The organism is Streptomyces sp. 6-11-2 (assembly GCF_006540305.1).
In the GTDB taxonomy this organism is placed as follows: Bacteria; Actinomycetota; Actinomycetes; order Streptomycetales; family Streptomycetaceae; genus Streptomyces.
The window spans coordinates 5,348,148-5,367,690 of sequence record NZ_BJOR01000001.1 but is presented as its reverse complement, the minus strand read 5'-3'; the positions used below and the strand labels follow the sequence as shown (position 1 = coordinate 5,367,690).

12 protein-coding genes are annotated in these 19,543 nt (G+C 71.5%); 4 read left to right on the top strand and 8 right to left on the bottom strand.

The genetic code is table 11. The features are described from left to right. The first annotated feature begins 78 nt into the window (after positions 1-78). A complete protein-coding gene (locus TNCT6_RS23635; RefSeq protein WP_141361871.1) occupies positions 79-1,902 on the top strand; it encodes a bifunctional UDP-sugar hydrolase/5'-nucleotidase in 1,824 nt (607 codons plus the stop codon). A 35-nt stretch (positions 1,903-1,937) separates the two neighbouring features. Here TNCT6_RS23635 and TNCT6_RS23630 read toward each other — a convergent pair whose 3' ends face one another. From TNCT6_RS23630 to TNCT6_RS23610, 5 genes are all read right to left on the bottom strand, one after another. Continuing rightward, positions 1,938-3,356: a lysine N(6)-hydroxylase/L-ornithine N(5)-oxygenase family protein gene (locus TNCT6_RS23630; RefSeq protein WP_141361869.1), complete on the bottom strand. Its 1,419-nt coding sequence runs from the start codon at positions 3,354-3,356 to the stop codon at positions 1,938-1,940. After that, positions 3,353-4,741 (bottom strand): aminotransferase class V-fold PLP-dependent enzyme, encoded by a 1,389-nt coding sequence (locus TNCT6_RS23625; protein ID WP_141361867.1) that lies wholly within the window; start codon positions 4,739-4,741, stop codon positions 3,353-3,355. Before TNCT6_RS23625 ends, TNCT6_RS23630 begins: the two co-directional genes overlap by 4 nt. A gap of 185 nt (positions 4,742-4,926) precedes the next feature. Next, positions 4,927-5,757, bottom strand: a complete 831-nt coding sequence (locus TNCT6_RS23620; RefSeq protein ID WP_141361865.1) for an NAD(P)H-binding protein — start codon at positions 5,755-5,757, stop codon at positions 4,927-4,929. A 320-nt stretch (positions 5,758-6,077) separates the two neighbouring features. Further along, positions 6,078-8,591, bottom strand: a complete 2,514-nt coding sequence (gene pepN, locus TNCT6_RS23615) for an aminopeptidase N (RefSeq protein WP_141361863.1) — start codon at positions 8,589-8,591, stop codon at positions 6,078-6,080. Positions 8,592-8,690: 99 nt separating this feature from the next. After that, positions 8,691-9,038 carry a chorismate mutase gene (locus tag TNCT6_RS23610; protein ID WP_141361861.1) on the bottom strand — a complete coding sequence of 116 codons (348 nt, stop codon included), beginning with the start codon at positions 9,036-9,038 and terminating at the stop codon, positions 8,691-8,693. Positions 9,039-9,196: 158 nt separating this feature from the next. On the opposite strand from TNCT6_RS23610, the gene TNCT6_RS23605 reads away from it, so the two are divergent. The 3 genes from TNCT6_RS23605 to TNCT6_RS23595 all read left to right on the top strand — a co-directional run bounded on the left by TNCT6_RS23605 (position 9,197) and on the right by TNCT6_RS23595 (position 12,066). Then, the gene (locus TNCT6_RS23605) at positions 9,197-10,096 is read left to right on the top strand and encodes a hypothetical protein (protein WP_141361859.1); all 900 of its coding nucleotides are present in this window, start codon (positions 9,197-9,199) and stop codon (positions 10,094-10,096) included. A 121-nt stretch (positions 10,097-10,217) separates the two neighbouring features. After that, the gene (locus tag TNCT6_RS23600; RefSeq protein WP_141361857.1) at positions 10,218-11,138 is read left to right on the top strand and encodes a rhomboid family intramembrane serine protease; all 921 of its coding nucleotides are present in this window, start codon (positions 10,218-10,220) and stop codon (positions 11,136-11,138) included. 22 nt (positions 11,139-11,160) lie between these two features. After that, positions 11,161-12,066 carry a chitosanase gene (locus TNCT6_RS23595; protein WP_141361855.1) on the top strand — a complete coding sequence of 302 codons (906 nt, stop codon included), beginning with the start codon at positions 11,161-11,163 and terminating at the stop codon, positions 12,064-12,066. A gap of 122 nt (positions 12,067-12,188) precedes the next feature. On the opposite strand, the gene TNCT6_RS23590 is transcribed toward TNCT6_RS23595, so the two are convergent. The 3 genes from TNCT6_RS23590 to TNCT6_RS23580 all read right to left on the bottom strand — a co-directional run bounded on the left by TNCT6_RS23590 (position 12,189) and on the right by TNCT6_RS23580 (position 19,394). Continuing rightward, complete coding sequence (locus TNCT6_RS23590; protein WP_141361853.1) at positions 12,189-13,652, bottom strand: glutamate synthase subunit beta; 1,464 nt, start codon at positions 13,650-13,652, stop codon at positions 12,189-12,191. After that, positions 13,645-18,156 carry a glutamate synthase large subunit gene (gltB, locus tag TNCT6_RS23585; RefSeq protein ID WP_141366758.1) on the bottom strand — a complete coding sequence of 1,504 codons (4,512 nt, stop codon included), beginning with the start codon at positions 18,154-18,156 and terminating at the stop codon, positions 13,645-13,647. The genes TNCT6_RS23590 and gltB overlap by 8 nt, the downstream gene beginning before the upstream one ends. Before the next feature lie 506 nt (positions 18,157-18,662). Then, positions 18,663-19,394, bottom strand: a complete 732-nt coding sequence (locus tag TNCT6_RS23580) for a VIT1/CCC1 transporter family protein (protein WP_141361851.1) — start codon at positions 19,392-19,394, stop codon at positions 18,663-18,665. Between the last annotated feature and the right edge of the window lie 149 nt (positions 19,395-19,543).

Sequence of the window (19,543 nt, the reverse complement as noted above, 5' to 3'; positions counted from 1 at the left end):
CTTCCGGGGGTGTTGCGGTTCGCCCGGGCCCGCCAGAATCTACGCGCGTCATCGACCTGTTCACGAGGAGAACCAGCCATGCCGTTGAACCGCCGGAAGTTCCTGACGAAGTCCGCCGCCACGGGGGCGGGGGTGGCGCTGGCCGGCGCCGTGGCGGCTCCGGCGGCCCAGGCCGCGCCCGCCGCCGCTGCCGCGGCGGGCAAGTCGCCCGAGAAGCCGGGCAAGCGTTACTCCCTCACCGTCATGGGCACGACCGACCTGCACGGTCACGTGTTCAACTGGGACTACTTCAAGGACGGCGAGTACAGCGACGCGGCGGGCAACGCCCAGGGCCTGGCCCGGGTCTCCACGCTCGTGGACCAGGTCCGCAAGGAGAAGGGCCGCGAGAACACGCTGCTCCTGGACGCCGGTGACACGATTCAGGGCACTCCGCTGACGTACTACTACGCGAAGGTCGACCCGATCACCGCCAAGCGCGGTCCGGTGCACCCGATGGCCAAGGCCATGAACGCCATCGGGTACGACGCGGTGGCACTCGGCAACCACGAGTTCAACTACGGCATCGAGACCCTGCGCAAGTTCGAGGAGCAGTGCGACTTCCCGCTGCTCGGCGCGAACGCGGTGGACCACAAGACCCAGAAGCCGGCCTTCCCGCCGTACTTCATGAAGAAGTTCCACGCGCCGGGTGCCGCCCCGGTGACGGTGGCCGTGCTGGGTCTGACCAACCCGGGCATCGCGATCTGGGACAAGGCCTACGTCCAGGGCAAGTTGGACTTCCCGGGTCTGGAGGAGCAGGCCGCGAAGTGGGTGCCCAAGCTGCGTTCGATGGGCGCGGACGTGGTCATCGTCTCGGCGCACTCGGGCACGTCCGGCACCTCGTCGTACGGCGACCAGCTGCCGTACGTGGAGGACGCCGCCGCGAACATCGCCCGGCAGGTGCCCGGCATCGACGCGATCCTGGTGGGCCACGCGCACAAGGAGATCGCGGAACTGAAGGTCGTCAACGACAAGACCGGCAAGACGGTCGTCCTGTCGGAGCCGCTGTGCTACGCCGAGCGGCTCTCCCTCTTCGACATCGAGCTGGTGTTCGTCAAGGGCAAGTGGGAGGTGGAGTCGGTCTCCGCCTCGCTGCGCAACGCCAACACCGTCGCCGACGACCCGAAGATCACCAAGCTGCTGTCGGACCAGCACGCGAAGGTCGTGAAGTACGTCAACCAGGTGGTCGGCCAGGCGACGGTGACCCTCACCACCGTCGACGCCCGCTACAAGGACGCGCCGATCATCGACCTGATCAACAAGGTGCAGGAGGACGTGGTGAAGGCCGCGCTGGCGGGCACGCAGTACGCCGCGCTGCCGGTCGTCTCGCAGGCCTCCCCCTTCTCGCGCACCTCCGAGATCCCGGCCGGCAACGTCACGATCCGGGACCTGTCGAGCCTGTACGTGTACGACAACACGCTGGTCGCCAAGCTGATGACGGGTGCCCAACTGCGGGCGTACCTGGAGTACTCGGCGGAGTACTTCGTGCAGACGGCCGCCGGCGCGCCGGTCGACGTGGACAAGCTGACGAACGCGGGCGGCCGCCCGGACTACAACTACGACTACGTGTCGGGGCTCCAGTACGACATCGACATCGCCCAGCCGGTCGGCTCGCGGATCAAGAACCTGACGTTCAACGGTGCGGCGCTTGACGGCGCCCAGGAGTTCGTGATGGCGGTGAACAACTACCGGGCCAACGGCGGTGGCGCGTTCCCGCACGTGGCCTCGGCGAAGGAGCTGTGGGCGGAGTCGACCGAGATCCGCACCCGGATCGCGGAGTGGGTCACGGCGAAGGGCGTGCTGGACCCGAAGGACTTCGCGTCGCTGGACTGGAAGCTGACGCGTAACGGCACGCCGGTGTTCTGATCGGTTCGACCGGTTTCCTTCTCCACGGGACGGCCTCAGATTCCGTCCGCCAGGGGCGTCAGCGCCCTGACCTGGCGGGACGGCGGGATCTGGGGCCGCCGCCGTTCCAGGCCGAAGGTGGTGAAGGCGGTGCGGGCGGGCAGCGGGTAGGCCTGTGTTCCGGTCACCGCGTTGAGGATGGTGGCGCTGCGCCAGGCGGCGAGGCCCAGGTCGGGGGCGCCGACGCCGTGGGTGTGGCGTTCGGCGTTCTGCACGTAGACATGGCAGCCGGTGGCGGTGATGGCCGGGTCGAGGGCGAGGCGGAACTGCTCGTCGACACGGAGGCGTTCCTTGCCGTCGCGGCGCAGATAGGGGTCGAGACCGGTGAGCAGGGGGGTGACGGGGCGTTCGCGGTAGCCGGTGGCGAGGACGACGGCGTCGGTGGTGAGGCGGGTGCGGGTGCCCTGCTGGACGTGTTCGAGGTGGAGTTCGATCCGGGAGCCGGCGACCCGGCCGGCGGTGCGGACCCGGACGCCGGGGGTCAGGACGGCGTCGGGCCAGCCCCCGTCCAGCGTGCGGCGGTAGAGCTCGTCGTGGACGGCGGCGAGGGTGTCGGCGTCGATGCCCTTGTGGAGCTGCCACTGGCCGCCGACGAGCCGGTCGCGCACGGGTTCGGCCAGGGCGTGGAAGTAGCGCATGTAGTCGGGGGTGAAGTGCTCCAGGCCGAGCTTGGAGTATTCCATCGGGGCGAAGGCCTCGGTGCGGCCGATCCAGTGCAGCCGCTCGCCGCCCACCCGGCGGTGGCGCAGCAGGTCGAGGAACACCTCGGCGCCGGACTGTCCGGAGCCGACGACGGTGATGTGGCCGGCCGCGAGGAGGGTGTCGCGGTGGCCGAGGTAGTCGGCGGCGTGCACGACGGGAACTCCGGGGGCGTCGGCGAGGGGCCTGAGCGGGGCGGGCACATGGCGTTCGGTGCCGATGCCGAGGACGACGTTGCGGGTGTGGGCGCGGCCGACGGCCTCCGCTTCGCCGTCGGCGTCGAGCTGGGTGAAGTCGACCTCGAAGAGGGCGAGTTCGGGGTTCCAGCGGACGGCGTCGACCTGGTGGCCGCAGCGCACCGCGGGCAGGTTCTCGGAGACCCAGCGGCAGTAGGCGTCGTATTCGGCGCGCTGGATGTGGAAGCGCTCGGAGAAGTAGAACGGGAAGAGCCGGTCGCGGGTCTTGAGGTAGTTGAGGAAGGACCACGTGCTGGCCGGGTCGGCGAGGGTGACCAGGTCGGCCAGGAAGGGCACCTGGACGCGGGCGCCCTCGATGAGCAGGCCGGGGTGCCAGTGGAAGCGGGGGCGCCGTTCGTAGAAGACGGTGTCGAGACCGGTGAGCGGGTGGGCGAGCGCGGCCAGGGACAGGTTGAACGGCCCGATGCCGATGCCGACCAGGTCGCGGGCCTGGGGGGTGTGGTGCGCGGGATGGTTCATCGGGGGGTGCTTCCTTCCACCAGTTTCAGCAGGGCGGCCAGGTCTTCGGTCCGGGTGTCCGGGTTGAGCAGGGTGGCCTTGAGCCAGAGCCGGTCGTCGAGGCGGGCCCGGCCGAGGACGGCGCGGCCTTCGGTGAGGAGCCGGCGGCGTACGGTGGCGACGGCGTCGTCGGTGACGCCGGCGGGCCGGAACAGGACGGTGCTGATGGTGGGCCGGTCGTGGAGCTCGAAGCCGGGGTGGTCGTGGATGAGGTCGGCGAACTCGCGGGCGCGGGCGCAGACCTGGTCGACGAGGGCGCCGAGACCGCGGCGGCCGAGGGCCTTGAGGGTGACGGCGATCTTGAGGACGTCGGGGCGGCGGGTGGTGCGCAGGGAGCGGCCGAGCAGGTCGGGCAGGCCGGCCTCCGTGTCGTCCCCGGCGTTGAGGTAGTCGGCGCGCTGGTGCAGGACGGCGAGGTCGCGGGGGTGGCGGACGGCGAGGAGTCCGGCGGCGACCGGCTGCCAGCCGAGTTTGTGCAGGTCGAGGGTGACGGTGTGGGCGGCTTCGAGCCCGGTCAGCTTGTCCCGGTGGCGTTCGCTGAACAGCAGTCCCCCGCCGTGGGCGGCGTCGATGTGCAGCCGGGCGCCGTGCGCGGCGCACAGCCCGGCGATCTCCGGGAGGGGGTCGATGAGGCCGGCATCGGTGGTGCCGGCGGTGGCGGCCACGAGGAGGGAGCCGCGCGCTCCGCCGAGGCCGGTGAGGACGCTGTGCAGCGCGGCGGGGTCGAGGGTGCCGGAGGGAGCGGGCACGATCACGGGTTCGGGCAGGCCGAGCAGCCAGGCGGCGCGGGGCAGGGAGTGGTGCGCGTTGGCGCCGCAGACCAGGCGGATACCGCCGCCGTGGGACTCGCGGGCGAGCAGCAGGGCGAGTTGGTTGGACTCGGTGCCGCCGGTGGTGACGACGGAGTCGGCGAGGCCGGTCTCGTGCGCGAGCGTCCGCGTGACGAGGGCTTCGAGTTCGGAGGCGGCGGGTGCCTGGTCCCAGGAGTCCAGGGAGGGGTTGAGGGCGCTGACGGCGAGGTCGGCGGCGGTGGCCACGGCGAGCGGCGGGCAGTGCAGATGGGCCGCGCACAGCGGGTCGGCGGGGTCGGCGGCGCCTTCGGCGAGGGCGTGCACGAGGCCGCGCAGGGCGTCCGGGTCGCCGTGCTCGGGCAGGACCTCGCCCACGGCGTCGCGCACCCGGGCGGCGACCGCCTCGGGGCCGCCCGCGGGCAGGGGGCCGCCGCGGGCACGGCGGCCGCTGTCGAGGGCGTCGAGCACGGTGTCGAGCAGGGGCCGCAGGGCGTGCGGGCCGTCGGGACCGGAGGCGAGGCGGGCGGGGTGGTCCGGGGGCGGCGGGGTGCTCATGGGACTGTCCTCCGTGACGCGGGGGCAGGGACTTCCAGCTTGTACGCAGTAAAGCCGGACGCGCCCGAAAGATCGACGATCGGAACCCGAAAGTGGGTACTGCCGTACGGGGAAAACGTGTTGGGGTCCCGTGAGTCCGCCGCCGCCCGGCGATCCCGTGAGCCCGCCGCCGCCCCGGGAAGCCGTCAGCCGAGGAAGCCGGCCCGGTGGTCCTCGGCCCAGCGGGCGAAGGGGCGGGCCGGGGTGCCGGTGATCCCCTCGACGGTGTGCGTGATCTCCGGGCGGACGCCGACGGCGGACTCGAAGGTCTTCAGCAGGCTCTGGAGCAGGTGCGGCGGCACGTGCGGGTAGAGCTCGGGCCCGGCCTGTTCCGGCGGGATCTCGACGAAGGCCAGGTCACGGCCGAGGGCGCGGCCGATCGCGGCGACCTGCTCGGCGTTGGTGAGGGCCTCCGGGCCGGTGAGGCGATGGACGGCGCCCTCGTGGCCGGGGTCGAGGAGGGCGCCCTCGGCCACGGCGGCGATGTCGTCCTCGTGGATGGGCGCGGTCAGCGCGTCGGCGAAGACACCGCGGACGGTGTTCCCCGCACGGATCTGGGGTGCCCACTGCAGAGCGTTGGCGGCGAAGGCGTTCGGCCGGAGGAGGGTCCACGCGAGGCCGCTGTCGCGGATCCGCCGCTCGGCTCCGGCGTGCATGACGTGGATGGGATGGGTCTCGTCGGCGCCGTCGCGGACGATCCCGGAGGAGAGCAGTACGACGTGCCGGACGCCGGCCTCGCGGGCCGCCTTCAGCAGGGCGCCGCTCCCGCCGGCGGCCTGGACGTACAGGAAGAGTCCGGTCACGCCCGTGAACAGGGCGGCCGGGTCGTCGGGCCGGAACCGCACGACCTCTGCCCCCGCGGGCAGCACGGCCCGTTCCGGGTCGCGGGTCAGTGCCCGCACGGGCCGGCCGGCGGCGACGAGACGTTCGACGAGGGCACGGCCGACGTTGCCGGTCGCTCCGGTCACTGCGATCACGGGTCTGCCTCCGGGGGCTCGGGCCGGTCGTCCTGACTCCAGCAGCCTGACTCCAGCAGCCTAGGAGCGGACGACCGGCCCCGCGCGGCATCAGCGACGGCCGGCCCGCCCGGACGGCACCGTCGCCTCCACGGCGCGCCCCGGCGTCACCGACGGCGTCGCCCGCGTCCAGCGGTCGCCGCCACGGCCACCACGGCCACCGTCCGGGACGTCGGCCAGGCGGAGGTGGCCGTGCCGCCCACGCCGCCGCGGGCCGACCGCACCGCCCTGGCCGGGCCGGCGAGCGACCGGTTCGGAACGACCGGCCCGGACGACAGGGCCTACGCCTCCCGGACGCGCAGTGCGCGGGACAGGTCGTCGAGCTGGTCGACGAGCTTGCGGCGGAGCGCGGGGGTCGGGGCGCCGTCGTGCAGGCAGGCCTCGCCCAGTCGCAGGTGGTCGGCGTCGACGGCGTGCACCGGGAACGCCCAGCGTCCGGCGGCCTCGGCGATGGCGGGGCCGCGGCGGTCGGCGAGGGCGACCGCGTCCTGGTAGAAGCGGGGGACGTAGTCCCGTACGAGATCGGCCTGTTCGGGCTGCCAGAAGCCCTGCGCGGTGGCGATGAACAGGTAGTTCGACAGGTCGGTGCGCTCGTCGGTGGCGAACATCGACTCCCAGGCCGCGCGCTTGGCCTCGGCGTCGGGCAGCGCGGCCCGGCAGCGGGCGGCGCCCTCCTGGCCGGTGGCGGACGGGTCGCGGTCGAGTTCCCGGGCGATGGCGGCCTCGTCGACGGCGCCGAGGACGGCGAGACGGCCCAGGACGCGCCAGCGCAGCTCCGGGTCGAGTTCGGGGCCGCCGGGGACGGTGCCGTCGGCGAGCCAGGCGGCGACGGTGTCCGGGTGCGCGGCGACGTCGATGAAGTGCCGCACGGCGATCAGGCGCAGACCGGGGTTGTCGCCGTCCTCGGTGCGGCGGATGAGATCGCGGCACAGGGAGCCGAGGGCGGCCAGGGCGGCGGGCCGCTGCCCCGGGTGGACGTACCGGTCGGCGATCTGCCCGGCGGCGAAGGCCAGGACGCCCTGGACGAGGGCCAGGTCGGTCTCCTCGGGCAGGTGGGCGGAGGCGGTCGACAGGTAGTCGGCGGGGGCGAGTTCACCGTCGCGGACCATGTCGCGCAGCGTGTTCCACACCACGGCGCGGGTGAGCGCGTCGGGGACGCCGGACAGGTCGCGCAGGGCGGTCTCCAGGGAGGTCTCGTCCAGGCGGATCTTGGCGTAGGTCAGGTCCTGGTCGTTGGGCACGATCAGGGCGGGCCGGGTGCCGGAGCGGGGTTGGCCGGCGCCGTCCTGCGGGACGTCGGTCTCGTAGCGCTCCCGGACGACCAGGCTGTGGCCGTCGCCCAGGTCGCGGTCGTAGACGCCGACGGTGACGCGGTGCGGGCGGCTGCCGTCGCGGTCGAGGGCGAGGGTCCACTGGCCGGGCGCGGCGTCGACGGACGCGGTGAGCGTGTCCACGCCGGTGGTGCGCAGCCAGGCCTCGGCCCAGGCGTGCACGTCGCGGTCGGTGGCGGAGGCGAGGGAGTCGATGAAGTCGGCGAGGGTGGCGTTGGCGAACCGGTGCCGCTTGAAGTGGGTGTTGATGCCGGCCAGGAAGTCCTTCTCGCCGAGCCAGGCGACCAGTTGCCGCAGGGCGGAGGCGCCCTTGGCGTAGGAGATGCCGTCGAAGTTGAGCAGGGCGGAGGCGGTGTCGTCGACGGCGTCGGGGGCGACGGGGTGGGTGGAGGGGCGCTGGTCGGCGTCGTAGCCCCAGGACTTGCGGGCGACGCCGAAGTCGGTCCAGGTGCCGGTGAAGCGGGTGGCCTCGGCGGTGGTCTGGTAGCCCATGTACTCGGCGAAGGACTCGTTCAGCCAGATGTCGTCCCACCACTTGAGGGTGACCAGGTCGCCGAACCACATGTGGGCCATCTCGTGGGCGATGACCATGGCGCGGGTCTGCCGCTCGGTGTCGGTGACGGCGGAGCGGTAGACGAACTCGTCCCGGAAGGTGACCAGGCCCGGGTTCTCCATGGCGCCCGCGTTGAACTCGGGGACGAAGGCCTGGTCGTAGGAGTCGAAGGGGTAGGGCTCGTCGAACTTCTCGTGGTAGCGGTCGAAGCAGGCACGGGTGACGTCGAGGATCTCGTCGGCGTCCGCGTCGAGGTGGGGCGCCAGCGAGCGGCGGCAGTGGATGCCGAAGGGCAGGCCGCGGTGCTCGGTGCGTACGGAGTGCCAGGGGCCGGCGGCGACGGCGACCAGGTAGGTGGAGATCAGCGGGGTGGGCGCGGCCTTCCAGACGCCGTCGCCGGTGTGCTCGGTGACGCCGTTGGCGAGGACGGTCCAGCCCTCGGGGGCGGTGACGGCGAGTTCGAAGACGGCCTTGAGGTCGGGCTGGTCGAAGGCGGCGAAGACGCGCTGGACGTCTTCCATGAACAGCTGGGTGTAGACGTAGGTCTCACCGTCGGTGGGGTCGGTGAAGCGGTGCATGCCCTCGCCGGTGCGGGAGTAGCGCATGACGGCGTCGACGCGCAGCTCGTGTTCACCGGGGGCGAGGTTCTTCAGCGGCAGGCGGTTGCCGGTGAGGTCGTGCGGGTCGAGGGGCTGTCCGTCGAGGGTGGCGGAGCGCAGGTGGGCGGGCTTGAGCTCGACGAACGTGTCCGTGCTGTCCCGGCCTTCCCGTACGGTGAACCGGATCACGGTCCGGGAGTCGAAGGTGTCGTCCCCACCGGTCAGGTCGAGGTCGACGGTGTACCGGTGGACGTCGAGGAGCTTGGCACGGGTATGCGCTTCGTCGCGCGTGAGTACGGACATGGACGCCATGCTGCCTGATGGCCCGGAGCGGGCACGAGGGGGTGTCGCCGACGGACGCAGGGCGTTCGCGGTCCGCGGGGGCGCGTTCGGCGGCGCGCGGGCGGGGGGTCAGGTCGCCGGGGTCTCGCCGTTGCCGGCGTCCTCCGCGATGCGCTCGTGGTGGCGGATCACCTCGGCGATGATGAAGTTCAGGAACTTCTCGGCGAACGCCGGGTCCAGTTTGGCGTCCTCGGCGAGGGCGCGCAGCCGGGCGATCTGCCGGGCCTCGCGGGCCGGGTCGGCGGGCGGCAGCTGGTGGGCGGCCTTGAGGTGGCCGACCTGCTGGGTCGCCTTGAACCGCTCGGCGAGCATGTGGACGACGGCCGCGTCGATGTTGTCGATGCTGTCGCGCAGCCGCGCGAGCTCCTCGTGAACGGCGGGGGCGACGTCACCGGTACCGGTGCTGCTGGTGGTCATGGGCTCCAACCCTACGGGCTGGGCGGCGCTCCGATCACGAGCGTCCGACCCGTGGTCAACGGCGGGCACCGGGCACCGTGTGGCGTGGGCGCCGGGCGGAATCGGGGCTCCCGCGCATAAAGTGGGAGAGAGTTCAGGGCGTCTTTGGGGGTTCGGACGTGGCGAACGGCGGACCGGTGGTGCACGGCTACCCGCATCTGGAGACGGTGCGGGCCGCGATCACCTCCCTGTACAAGCGGCTCTCGTACGGCACCGTGCAGACGTTCGCGACCAGCGTGGCCCCGGCCGACGTGGCCTTCTGCGACACCGACGACCTGCATCTGGGGGCCCAGCGCGTGGCCCGCGAAATGGTCCGCCACTACCGGCTGCCGGACGCCCGCATGATCGTCAGCTTCCGCGAGATGACGCACGCGGCGAACGTCGAGCTGGCGGCGGGCCCCGAGTACTTCGTCGAACTGAACGACCGCTTCCGCACCCACCGCCGGGACATCGGCGCGGCCCTCGCCCACGAGGTGACCCACGTCTACCTGCACCGGCTGGACCTGTCCTTCCCCAGCACCCGCGACAACGAGATCCTCACGGACACGGTGGCGACGTACCTGGGCGCGGGCTGGCTGCTGCTGGACGCCTTCCGGGAGGACGGCGTGTCGTCGCAGAAGCTCGGCTACCTCACTCCGGAGGAGTTCGGCTACGTGCTGGCCAAGCGGGCGCTGGTGTTCGGCGAGGATCCCTCGACGTGGTTCACCAGCCCCCAGGGGTACGAGGCGTACGTCAAGGGCATGGCCCGGGCCCGCGGTGACGAGCAGCAGCCGCCCCTGACGGCGGCGGGCTGGGCGGGCCGCCGCCGGTACGCCCGCGACCGCCGGCACGCCCAGGACCACGGCCGTGCGCCGCTCGCCCAGCCGGAGGCGCCGTACTCCTTCAGCCGCGGCGGCCCGGAGCCTCTGCGGGTGTCCTTCTCCTGCCCCACCTGCCATCAGCGCATCAGGGTCCCGGTCGGAGGCCGTATGCGCGCCCGGTGCGCCCTGTGCCGCACAGTCCTGGAGTGCGACACCTGACCTGATCGCGGTTCCGGGATCACGGGCCCCGCCTTTACCATCTGTCACAGCACTTCGCTATTTTGTTCGCCGCCGTCCCCACCGGCTCAGCCATGTCCCCGCGTTTCCCGAGGAGCCGGCCGTGGATGCCGAGTCCGCTGTCACCACTTGCTACCGCCACAGCAGAGTGGAGTCCCACGTCCGCTGCGTCCGCTGCGACCGGTACATCTGCCCGGACTGCATGCGGGAGGCCTCCGTCGGCCACCAGTGCGTGGAGTGCGTGAGGGAGGGTGCCCGGTCGGTACGGCAGGCACGGACGGCGTTCGGCGGCCGGATCAGCGCGGTGCCGGTCGTGACGTACGTTCTGATCGGGCTCAACGTCCTCGCCTATCTGGGCGAGTTGGTGCGCCCGGCGGTCGTGGACGGTCTGGGGATGCTCGGGCGCGGACTGGCGGGAACCGACGGCGGGCACTACCTGTGGGAGTACCCGTACGGCTCCGACGTGCACGCGGAGGGGCTGGTCGGCGGCGAGTGGTACCGGCTGCTGACCGGCGCGTTCCTGCATGTGCCCGCCACCGAGGGGACGTTCGGCATCCTGCACATCGTGATGAACATGACGGCGCTGTGGAGCACCGGCCGCGTGGTCGAGGCGCAGCTGGGCCGCGCCCGCTACCTCGCCCTGTACCTGCTGTCGGCGCTCGGCGGCTCGGTCCTGGTCCTGCTGATCGATCCGGACGCCCTGACGGTCGGCGCGTCCGGCGCGATCTTCGGGCTCGGCGCCGCGTACTACGTCATGGCCCGGCGCCTGGGCTACGACATGAGCGGCGTCAACCGGTACATGGCGGGCCTGCTGCTGTGGCTGGTGATCTCCGCCGGGCTCACTTCCTGGCAGGCGCACCTCGGTGGCCTGCTGGCGGGCGGCGTGGTGACCCTGGCGTACGCGTACGCGCCGCGCGGCGGCCGTCGCACTCCGGTCCAGGCGGGCGTGTGCGTGGCCCTGCTGGTTCTGCTCATGGCGCTCAGCTGGGCGAAGGTCTCGGAACTGTCGGGAGGGGCGGCCTGATCAGGGCCGTACGGTAACTGTCATGAAACGTCCTGGAATATTGTTTTTGGTGGCCACTCCGGTCCTCGCGTTGGCGGTGTTGCTCGCCTTCGATCCACAGGACCGGGACCCGTCCGCGCCGAAGCGGCACACGGCCGCGCACGAGTCCCGTGAGGACACCAAGGCGCGGGCCGAACGGTCGGAGAAGGCCCAGGACGACGAGGTGGCCGACGAGGCACCCCGAGGCCTGGCCGCGCCCGCGAAGAAGGAGCTGGCCCAGCGGCTCGTGGCGAGCGCCGAGAACTCCACGCTCGACTGGCGCAGCACCTACGGCTCCATCGAGGACGCCGACGACGGCGACGGCTACACCGCGGGGATCATCGGCTACTGCACCGGTACGCACGACCTGCTCACCCTGGTCGAGCGCTACACCAAGGCCCACCCGGACAACGGTCTCGCCCGGTTCCTGCCGGCGCTGCGCAAGGTCGACGGCACGGACTCCCACGAGGGCCTGGACCCGGACTTCGCCGCGGCGTGGAAGGCGGAGTCGGAACGACCGGCCTTCCGCAAGGCCCAGGAGGACGAGCGGGACCGCGCCTACTTCAATCCGGCCGTCCGACTCGCCAAGCTCGACGGCCTCGGCACGCTGGGCCAGTTCATCTACTACGACGCGATGGTCTTCCACGGCCCCGGCGTCGACAAGGACGGCTTCTACGCCCTGCGCGAGCGCGCCCTGAAGGAGGCCGACACCCCGGCCGCGGGCGGCCGGGAGAAGAGCTACCTCGACGTCTTCCTGGACATCCGCCGCGAGGCCATGAAGGCCCGCAGGACGAACCGCGACACCAGCCGTATCGACACCGCCCAGCGGCAGTTCCTGTACGACGGGAACATGGACCTGAAGACCCCGCTGGTGTGGAAGGTGTACGGGGAGACGTACAGGGCGCCGTAGTCCCCCGGACATGCGGCGGCGCCTGCCCTGTGGTCCGGTCGGGGACTGGGCAGGCGCCGCCTGTGTTCCACACGCCTTTGTGCGGGACGTATATGAGTGACCGTCAGGTCACCGTTGTGCCGTCAGACCGTCAGCGCGCGGTCCGTCGGGCGGATCGGGGCCGGCAGGTCGCCGGCGCCCATGAGGTGGCGGTCGACGCCGCGGGCGGCCGAGCGGCCTTCGGCGATCGCCCACACGATGAGGGACTGACCGCGGCCGGCGTCACCGGCGACGAAGACACCGGGCACATTGGTCCGGAAGTCCGCGTCACGGGCGATGTTACCCCGCTCGTCCAGCTCCAGGCCGAACTGGTCGACCAAGCCGTTCTCCCGGTCGGTGCCGGTGAAGCCCATCGCGAGGGTGACCAGCTGGGCCGGGATCCTGCGCTCGCTGCCCGGCTTCCGGGTCGGCCTGCCGTCCACGAACTCGACCTCGGCCAGGTGCAGCCACTGCACGTTGCCGTCCTCGTCGCCCTCGAAGTGGGTCGTGGAGGCCGAGTAGATCCGCTCGCCGCCCTCCTCGTGGGCCGAGGTGACCTTGTAGAGGATCGGGAAGGTCGGCCAGGGCTGGTCGACCGGGTGCCGCTCGTCGTTCGGGCGGGGCATGATCTCCAACTGGGTGACGGAGGCCGCGCCCTGGCGGTGGGCGGTGCCCACGCAGTCCGCGCCCGTGTCACCGCCGCCGATGACGACGACGTGCTTGCCCTCCGCCGAGATCGGCGCCACCACGTAGTCGCCCTCCTGGACCTTGTTGGCCAGGGGCAGGTACTCCATCGCCTGGTGGACGCCCCCCAGTTCACGGCCGGGGACGGGAAGGTCGCGGGCGGTGGTGGAGCCGGCGGCGACGACGACCGCGTCGTAGCGCTTCTTCAGGTCGGTGGCCTTCAGGTCGCGGCCGATCTCGACACCGGTACGGAAGCGGGTGCCCTCCGCGCGCATCTGCTCGATACGGCGGTTGATGTGCCGCTTCTCCATCTTGAACTCGGGGATGCCGTAGCGCAGGAGGCCTCCGACGCGGTCCGCGCGCTCGTAGACGGCGACCGTGTGGCCCGCCCTGGTCAGCTGCTGGGCGGCGGCCAGGCCCGCCGGGCCGGAGCCGATGACCGCGACGGTCTTGCCGGACAGGCGCTCGGGGATCCGCGGGGCGACGTCGCCGCTCTCCCACGCCTTGTCGATGATCGAGACCTCGACGTTCTTGATGGTGACCGGCGGCTGGTTGATGCCGAGCACACAGGCCGACTCGCAGGGCGCCGGGCACAACCGGCCCGTGAACTCGGGGAAGTTGTTCGTCGCGTGCAGCCGCTCGGAGGCGGCGGCCCAGTCCCCGCGGTAGGCGTAGTCGTTCCACTCCGGGATCAGGTTCCCGAGCGGGCAGCCGTTGTGGCAGAACGGGATGCCGCAGTCCATGCACCGGCCGGCCTGCTTGCTGATGATCGGCAGCAGCGAGCCGGGAACGTAGACCTCGTTCCAGTCCCGCTTGCGCTCCTCGACCGGGCGGGACTCGGCGACCTCACGGCCGTGGTTCAGAAAGCCCTTCGGGTCAGCCATGGATCGCCGCCTCCATCATCTTCTCGGTGATCTCGGTCTCGGACAGACCGGCCCGCTCGGCGGCGTCCTTGGCGGCGAGCACTGCCTTGTACGTGCTGGGGATGATCTTGCTGAAGCGCTCCACCGCGGTGTCCCACTCGGCGAGCAGCTTCTCGGCGACGGTCGAGCCCGTCTCCTCCTGGTGCCGGCGCACCACGTCGTGCAGCCACCGCCGGTCGGAGTCGTCCAGCGGCCCGACCGCGTCGGCGTTGCCGGGGTTGACGTTGTCCCGGTCGAGGTCGATGACGTAGGCGATGCCGCCGGACATGCCGGCCGCGAAGTTGCGGCCGGTCTCGCCGAGGACCACCGCGCGCCCGCCGGTCATGTACTCGCAGCCGTGGTCGCCCACGCCCTCGGAGACCACCAGCGCGCCGGAGTTGCGCACGCAGAACCGCTCACCGGTCTTGCCGCGCAGGAACATCTCGCCGCCGGTCGCGCCGTAGGCGAGGGTGTTGCCCGCGATGACGCTGTACTCGGCGAGGTGGTCGGCGGCGCGGTCCGGGCGGACCACGATCCGGCCGCCCGAAAGACCCTTGCCGACGTAGTCGTTGGCGTCGCCCTCGAGGCGCAGTGTGACGCCGCGCGGGACGAAGGCGCCGAAGGACTGGCCGGCCGAGCCGGTGAAGGTGATGTCGATGGTGTCGTCGGGCAGTCCCGCACCGCCGAACTTCTTCGTCACCTCGTGGCCGAGCATGGTGCCGACGGTGCGGTTGATGTTGCGGATGGCGACCTGGGCGCGCACCGGCTGGGCGTCGGCGGCGCCCGGCGCGGCCAGGGAGTCGGCGGCGAGCTTGATCAGCTCGTTGTCGAGCGCCTTCTCCAGGCCGTGGTCCTGGGCGGTCACCTGGTGGCGCACCGCGCCCTCGGGCAGATCGGGCACGTGGAGCAGCGGCTCCAGGTCCAGGCCCTGCGCCTTCCAGTGGTCGACCGCCCGGGTCACATCGAGGACCTCGGCGTGGCCGACGGCCTCCTCGACGGAGCGGAAGCCCAGTTCGGCGAGCAGCCGGCGGACCTCCTCGGCGATGAACCGGAAGAAGTTCACCACGTACTCGGCCTGGCCGGAGAACCGCTCGCGCAGCACCGGGTTCTGGGTGGCGATGCCGACCGGGCAGGTGTCCAGGTGGCACACGCGCATCATGACGCAGCCGGACACGACCAGCGGAGCGGTCGCGAAGCCGAACTCCTCGGCGCCCAGCAGCGCCGCGATCACCACGTCGCGGCCGGTCTTGAGCTGACCGTCGGTCTGCACGACGATGCGGTCCCGCAGTCCGTTGAGGAGAAGCGTCTGCTGGGTCTCGGCCAGGCCCAGCTCCCAGGGGCCGCCCGCGTGCTTCAGCGAGGTCAGCGGGGAGGCACCGGTACCACCGTCGTGGCCGGAGATCAGGACCACGTCCGCGTGCGCCTTGGAGACGCCCGCGGCGACCGTGCCGACACCGACCTCGGAGACCAGCTTGACGTGGATCCGCGCCCGCGGGTTCGCGTTCTTCAGGTCGTGTATCAGCTGGGCCAGGTCCTCGATGGAGTAGATGTCGTGGTGCGGCGGCGGGGAGATCAGGCCGACGCCGGGGGTCGAGTGCCGGGTCCTGGCCACCCACGGGTAGACCTTGTGGCCGGGCAGCTGGCCGCCCTCGCCGGGCTTGGCGCCCTGGGCCATCTTGATCTGGATGTCGTCGGAGTTGACGAGGTACTCGCTGGTCACCCCGAAGCGGCCGGAGGCCACCTGCTTGATGGCGGACCGGCGGGCCGGGTCGTACAGGCGGTCCGCGTCCTCGCCGCCCTCACCGGTGTTGGACTTGCCGCCCAGCTGGTTCATGGCGATGGCGAGGGTCTCGTGCGCCTCCTTGGAGATGGAGCCGTACGACATGGCGCCGGTGGAGAAGCGCTTGACGATCTCGCTGACCGGCTCGACCTCCTCGACGGGGACCGGCGCGCGGCCGGAAGCGAAGCCGAACATTCCGCGCAGCGTCATCAGGCGCTCGGACTGCTCGTTCACCCGGTCCGTGTACTTCTTGAAGATGTCGTAGCGGCCGGAGCGCGTGGAGTGCTGGAGGCGGAAGACCGTCTCCGGGTCGAACAGGTGCGGCTCGCCCTCGCGGCGCCACTGGTACTCGCCGCCGATCTCCAGCGCGCGGTGCGCCGGGGCGATCCCGGAGGCCGGGTAGGCCTTGGCGTGGCGGGCGGCGACCTCCTTGGCCACGACGTCGATGCCGACGCCGCCGATCTTGGTGGCGGTGCCGTTGAAGTACTTGTCGACGAAGGCCTCGTCCAGGCCGACGGCCTCGAAGACCTGGGCGCCCCGGTAGGAGGCGACGGTGGAGATGCCCATCTTGGACATGACCTTCAGCACGCCCTTGCCGAGGGCGCGGATCAGGTTGCGCAGGGCGTTCTCGGGCTCGCCGCCCGGCAGGAAAGTGCCCGCGCGGACCAGGTCCTCGACGGACTCCATCGCCAGGTAGGGGTTGACGGCCGCGGCGCCGTAGCCGATCAGCAGGGCGACGTGGTGGACCTCGCGGACGTCGCCGGCCTCCACCAGCAGCCCCACGTGGGTGCGCTGCTTGGTGCGGATCAGATGGTGGTGGACGGCCGCGGTGAGCAGCAGCGACGGGATCGGGGCGTGCTCGGCGTCCGAGTGGCGGTCGGACAGGACGATCAGGCGGGCGCCGTTGCCGATGGCGGCGTCGGCCTCGGCGCAGATCTCCTCGATGCGCGCGGCCAGCGACTCGCCGCCGCCGGAGACCCGGTACAGGCCGGAGAGGGTCGCGGCCTTGAAGCCGGGCATGTCGCCGTCGGCGTTGATGTGGATGAGCTTGGCCAGCTCGTCGTTGTCGATCACCGGGAAGGGCAGGACGACGCTGCGGCAGGAGGCCGCGGTCGGCTCGAGCAGGTTGCCCTGCGGGCCGAGCGAGCTGCGCAGCGAGGTGACCAGTTCCTCGCGGATCGCGTCCAGCGGCGGGTTGGTGACCTGCGCGAACAGCTGGGTGAAGTAGTCGAAGAGCAGCCGCGGGCGCTCCGAGAGGGCCGCGATCGGCGAGTCGGTGCCCATGGAGCCGATCGGCTCGGCGCCGGTCTTGGCCATCGGCGCGAGCAGGACGCGCAGCTCCTCCTCGGTGTAGCCGAAGGTCTGCTGGCGGCGGGTGACCGAGGCGTGGGTGTGCACGATGTGCTCGCGCTCGGGCAGATCGCCCAGATCGATCTCGCCGGCCTGGACCCACTCGGCGTAGGGCTGCTCGGCGGCGAGGGTCGCCTTGATCTCGTCGTCCTCGATGATGCGGTGCTCGGCGGTGTCGACGAGGAACATGCGGCCGGGCTGGAGCCGGCCCTTGCGGACGACCCTGGCCGGGTCGATGTCGAGCACGCCGACCTCGGAGCCGAGGACGACGAGGCCGTCGTCGGTGACCCAGTAGCGGCCGGGGCGCAGGCCGTTGCGGTCGAGCACGGCGCCGACCTGGGTGCCGTCGGTGAAGGTGACGCAGGCCGGGCCGTCCCAGGGCTCCATCATCGTGGAGTGGTACTCGTAGAAGGCGCGCCGGGCCGGGTCCATGGCGTCGTGGTTCTCCCACGCCTCCGGGATCATCATCAGCACGGAGTGCGGCAGCGAGCGGCCGCCGAGGTGGAGCAGTTCCAGGACCTCGTCGAAGGAGGCGGAGTCGGAGGCGCCCGGCGTGCACACCGGGAAGATCCGCTCCAGCGTCTCCTGGGAACCGAACAGGCCGGAGGCCAGCCGGGACTCCCGGGCGCGCATCCAGTTGCGGTTGCCCTGGACGGTGTTGATCTCACCGTTGTGCGCGACGAAGCGGTACGGGTGCGCGAGCGGCCAGCTCGGGAAGGTGTTCGTGGAGAAGCGGGAGTGGACGAGCGCGATGGCCGAGGCGAAGCGGCGGTCGGACAGGTCCGGGAAGAAGGGTTCCAGCTGACCGGTGGTGAGCATGCCCTTGTAGACGAGGGTGCGGGCCGACAGCGACGGGAAGTAGACGCCGGCCTCGCGCTCGGCGCGCTTGCGCAGCACGAACGCCTTGCGGTCCAGGGCGATGCCCTCGCTCACGCGGTCGGTGACGAACAGCTGGCGGAAGGCGGGCATGGTGGAGCGGGCGGTGGCGCCGAGCAGCTCGGGGGCGACCGGGACCTCACGCCAGCCGAGGACGGTCAGGCCCTCGTCGCCCGCGATCGCCTCGATGCGCGAGACGGTGTCCTCGGTGCCGTCCTCGGGCAGGAAGGCGATGCCGACGGCGTAGGCACCGGCCGCGGGCAGTTCGAATCCGGCCACCTCGCGCAGGAACGCGTCGGGCACCTGGGAGAGCAGACCGGCGCCGTCGCCGGAGTCGGGCTCGGAGCCGGTCGCGCCGCGGTGTTCCAGGTTGCGCAGAACCGTGAGCGCCTGTTCGACCAGCGCATGGCTCGCCTCGCCGGTGAGGGTGGCCACGAAGCCGACGCCGCAGGCGTCGTGCTCGTTGCGGGGGTCGTACATACCCTGCGTGGCAGGGCGGGCATCCATGAACGACCAGTTCTGGTCGTTCGCGGGATGCTGGGACGGCTGGCGCGGCATACGCATCGGCTCTCCCGTCGTCGTCATGTGGCTGTGGGTCCCTCCCAGGCCGTTCCGGGCTCTGGGGGAGCGAGTGCCGAGGGACGACGTTGGCCCTCTGCCTGAAATGCGAAATTTCGTGCAGATTACATGATGGGGGGTTTCTCGGGAATCGGAAACTCCGTTCCAGCATGCGGGCACCGGGGGTCGCCAGGGGGTACCGCGACCTGCGGTGAAAGCGGTGGGGCGGGCGGCGGACGAGATCGGTCGGATCCATGTCCGTCGGCCCGGGGGGACAGGGAGGACGAAGTCGCCCGGCCCTGCGCATGCGCGACAGGCCTCATTGCCTGCGGGTGCTTACGGCTCATGCCCCGTGGTCACACGGCCGAAACCAACGGGTAAACAAGCAACAGCGTACTTATACGACTATCCGCATAAGTTCCAGCGCCCTATCCTACGGCGGTTCCGAACAGGGTGCCCAGGGCGTAGGTCACACCGGCGGCGGCACCACCCAGGGCGAACTGCCGCAAACCGCTGTACCACCAGGTCCGCGCCGTCACCTTGGCCACCACCGCGCCACAGGCGAAGAGCCCCAGGAGGGCGAGCAGCACGGCCGGCCACAACGCGTTGGCGCCCAGCAGGTACGGCAGCAACGGCAGAAGCGCGCCGAGCGCGAACGAGCCGAACGACGACACCGCGGCGACCAGCGGGGAGGGCAGGTCGCCCGGGTCGACGCCCAGCTCCTCGCGGGCGTGTATCTCCAGGGCCTGCTCCGGGTCCTTCGACAGCTGCCGGGCCACCTCCTCGGCGAGCCCGGGTTCCACGCCGCGCGAGACGTAGAGCGCGGCCAGCTCCCGCTCCTCGTCCTCCGGGTGCTTGCGCAGCTCACGGCGCTCGACGTCCAGCTCGGCCTCGACCAGCTCGCGCTGCGAGGCGACGGAGGTGTACTCTCCGGCCGCCATGGAGAAGGCACCCGCGGCCAGGCCGGCGAGGCCGGTGAGGACAATGGCCTGCTGACCCACCGCACCGCCGGCCACACCGGTCATCAGGGCGAGGTTGGAGACCAGGCCGTCCATCGCGCCGAAGACCGCGGGACGCAGCCAGCCACCGTTCACGTCGCGGTGCGTGTGGTTGTCACGGTGCGCCTCGTGGAGCGTCGCTTCGGTGTCGATGATGGCCATGACGAGGTCCCCCTGAGAGCCGGGCAAGAACTTAGGTAAGGCTGACTTTTGGACGAGTTCTATTTTTTGACAACACCGAATCTACGTTGGAAATTTCGCCGCCGCCAGCAAGGGAAGGCTGGGCTAACCTGCGGTTTTACAGCGTGGCG